This is a genomic window from Methylobacterium sp. CCH5-D2, from assembly GCF_001556475.1.
Taxonomy (GTDB): Bacteria; Pseudomonadota; Alphaproteobacteria; order Rhizobiales; family Beijerinckiaceae; genus Methylobacterium; species Methylobacterium hispanicum.
Genome location: NZ_LSIX01000797.1, coordinates 1 through 3,131 on the forward strand (window position 1 = coordinate 1; position 3,131 = coordinate 3,131).

Genomic DNA, 3,131 nt, shown 5'->3' on the forward strand with positions numbered 1-3,131 from the left:
ATGGCGGTGCGCTACGGCGCCGAGTTCTGCGGCACCCGCCAGGAGGCGGCGCTCGGCGATCCGATCCGGATCGGCGAGGTCACGGTGCGGTTCGCGCCGGCCGGCCACGTGCTGGGCTCGGCCCAGATCGCGATCGAGCGGGAGGGCGTGCGGGTGGTTGTCTCGGGCGACTACAAGCGCGCGCCGGACCCGACCTGCCTGCCCTTCGAGGTGGTGCCCTGCGACGTCTTCATCACCGAGGCGACCTTCGGCCTGCCGGTCTTCCGCCACCCCGACACGCGCGGCGAGGTGCGGCGCCTGCTCGAGTCCGTGCGGCTCTTCCCCGAGCGCGCCCACATCGTCGGCGCCTACGCGCTCGGCAAGGCGCAGCGGGTGATGGCGCTGCTGCGGGAGGAGGGCTGGGACCGGCCGATCCACCTGCACGGGGCGATGGAGAAGCTGACCGAACTCTACAAGCAGGAGGGCGTGCCGCTCGGCGACACCCCGAAGGTCGTGGCGGCCGAGCGCAAGGACCTGCACGGCGCCATCGTGCTCTGCCCGCCCTCCGCGATCCAGGACCTGTGGTCGCGCAAGTTTCCCGATCCGGTGACCTGCTTCGCCTCGGGCTGGATGCGTGTGCGCGCCCGGGCGCGCCAGAAGGGCGTCGAGCTGCCGCTGGTGATCTCCGACCATTCCGACTGGCCCGACCTCTGCCGCACCATCCGGGAGACCGGGGCCGGCGAGGTCTGGGTCACGCACGGGCAGGAGGATGCGCTGGTGCACTGGTGCGGCACGCAAGGCATCCGGGCCAAGCCCCTGCACCTGCTGGGCTACGGTGACGACGGCGAGGCCGAGCCCGCGCCCGAAGCCGGTCCTGGACCCGACAATGGGGCCGGCCCGGAGGAGGCCGCCGCGTGAACGCCTTCGCCGAACTCCTCGACCGCCTCGCCTACGAGCCGCGCCGCAACGCGAAGCTGCGCCTGCTGCAGGACTACTTCGCCCGGACCCCGGACCCGGAGCGCGGCTACGCGCTGGGTGCCATGACCGACACCTTGAGCTTCCGCGAGGCCAAGCCCGCCCTGATCCGGGCGCTGGTGGAGGAGCGGGTCGATCCGGTGCTGTTCCGGCTCTCGCACAACTATGTGGGCGACCTCGCCGAGACGACCGCGCTGATCTGGCCGGGGCCGGATGCGGGGGAGGCAGGGCTCGGCCACAACAACCCGCCCCCGCCGACGCTGGCCGAGGTGGTGGAGACGCTCGGCACCACGGCCAAGAAGGACCTGCCCGCCCACCTCGCCCACTGGCTCGACGCGCTCGACGAGACCGGGCGCTGGGCGCTGCTGAAGCTCGTCACCGGCAACCTCCGGGTCGGCGTCTCGGCGCGTCTGGCCAAGACGGCGGTGGGCGCGCTCGGCGGCCACGAGGCCGACGCGGTGGAGGAGGTCTGGCACGGGCTCACCCCGCCGTTTGCCGGGCTCTTCGCCTGGGTCGAGGGCAAGGGGGAGCGCCCCGAGACCCTGAACCCGGCCCCGTTCCGGCCGCCCATGCTCTCGCACCCGATCGAGGAGGAGGCCGACCTCGACCGGCTCGACGCGGAGGATTTCTCCGGCGAGTGGAAGTGGGACGGCATCCGGGTCCAGCTCGTCGGCGGCCGCGACCGGGACGGCGCCCAGGTCGCCCGGGTCTATTCCCGCACCGGCGAGGACATCACCGGAGCGTTCCCGGATCTCGCCGAGGCGATCACCTTCACGGGCAGCCTCGACGGCGAGCTGCTGATCCTGCGCGAGGGCCGGGTGCAGAGCTTCAACGTCCTGCAGCAGCGGCTCAACCGGAAGGCCGTCACCCCGAAGCTGCTCGACGAGTTCCCGGCGCATGTGCGCGCCTACGACATCCTGGCGGCGGACGGCGCGGACCTGCGGGTCGAGCCGTTCGAGACCCGCCGCGCCCACCTCGAAGCCTTCGTGGGCCGCCTCGATCACGCCCGCATCGACCTCTCGCCGGTGGTGCCCTTCGCGAACTGGGCGGAGCTGGCGGCGGCCCGCGCCGACCCGGCCTCGGTCGGCGCCGGGGAGGACGCCGACGCGATCGAGGGCGTGATGCTGAAGCGGCGCTCCAGCCCCTACCTGCCGGGCCGCCCCAAGGGGCCCTGGTGGAAGTGGAAGCGCGAGCCCCACATCGTGGACGCGGTGATGATGTACGCCCAGCGCGGCCACGGAAAGCGCTCGTCCTTCTACTCGGACTACACGTTCGGGGTCTGGCGGGAGGGGCCGGAGGGCGACGAGCTGGTGCCGGTCGGCAAGTGCTATCACGGCTTCACGGACGCGGAACTGCAAAAACTCGACCGCTACGTCCGCAACCACACCACCAAGCGCTTCGGGCCGGTGCGCGAGGTCGCCTACGGCCGCGACGCCGGGCTCGTGCTCGAGATCGCCTTCGAGGGCGTGCAGCGCTCGACGCGACATAAGTCGGGCGTGGCGATGCGCTTTCCCCGGGTCAGCCGGATCCGCTGGGACAAGCCTCCGGCCGAGGCCGACCGGATCGACGTGCTGGAGCGCATCCTCGCCCGCGGCGAGCGCGAGATCGCGCCGGGCCAGACGCTGGAGGAGACGCGATGAGACAGGGCCGGATCGGCGGGATCGAAGACTTCTCGGCGGGCGCGGTCGAGCGGCGGGCGGGCGCGCGCCTGACCATCGCCACGCCGGGCCAGGGCTTCACCGACTTCACCGAGGCGGTCGCCGCCTTCGTCCGCCAGAGCGGCATCCGGGACGGGCTCGTCCACGTGTTCTGCCGCCACACCTCGGCCTCGCTGACCATCCAGGAGAACGCCGACCCGGACGTGCAGACCGACCTGATGAGCGCGCTGGACAACCTCGCCCCGCGCGGGGCCGGCTACGTCCACGGCGCCGAGGGTCCTGACGACATGCCGGCCCATATCCGCACCCTGCTCTCCGATTCCGGGCTGACGGTCCCGGTCGCGGGCGGCCGGCTGGCGCTCGGGACGTGGCAGGGGATCTACCTGATCGAGCATCGCGACCACCCGCACCGGCGGCAAGTCGTGCTGAGCGCCGTGGGGAGCTGAGGGATTCCAGGGCTCCGCCCTGGACCCGCCAAAGGTCTCGACCTTTGGGATCCGGGACGTGTCAGAGCGTCCG

General features: G+C 72.5%; 3 protein-coding genes. All 3 read left to right on the forward strand.

Annotation, left to right across the window (positions count from 1 at the left end; all coding sequences use genetic code 11):
* On the forward strand, window positions 1-897 hold an 897-nt coding region (locus AX737_RS21130), incomplete at its 5' end, for a ligase-associated DNA damage response exonuclease (protein ID WP_066924664.1).
* Complete coding sequence (locus AX737_RS21135; RefSeq protein ID WP_066924666.1) at window positions 894-2,594, forward strand: cisplatin damage response ATP-dependent DNA ligase; 1,701 nt, start codon at window positions 894-896, stop codon at window positions 2,592-2,594. The genes AX737_RS21130 and AX737_RS21135, both read left to right, overlap by 4 nt.
* A complete protein-coding gene (locus AX737_RS21140) occupies window positions 2,591-3,058 on the forward strand; it encodes a secondary thiamine-phosphate synthase enzyme YjbQ (protein WP_066924667.1) in 468 nt (155 codons plus the stop codon). The genes AX737_RS21135 and AX737_RS21140 overlap by 4 nt, the downstream gene beginning before the upstream one ends.
* The last annotated feature ends 73 nt before the right edge of the window (window positions 3,059-3,131 follow it).

Coding starts and splice junctions, on each gene's coding strand:
- AX737_RS21140 (WP_066924667.1), top strand. CDS start 2,591: ATGAGACAGGGCCGGATCGGCGGGATCGAAGACTTCTCGGCGGGCGCG.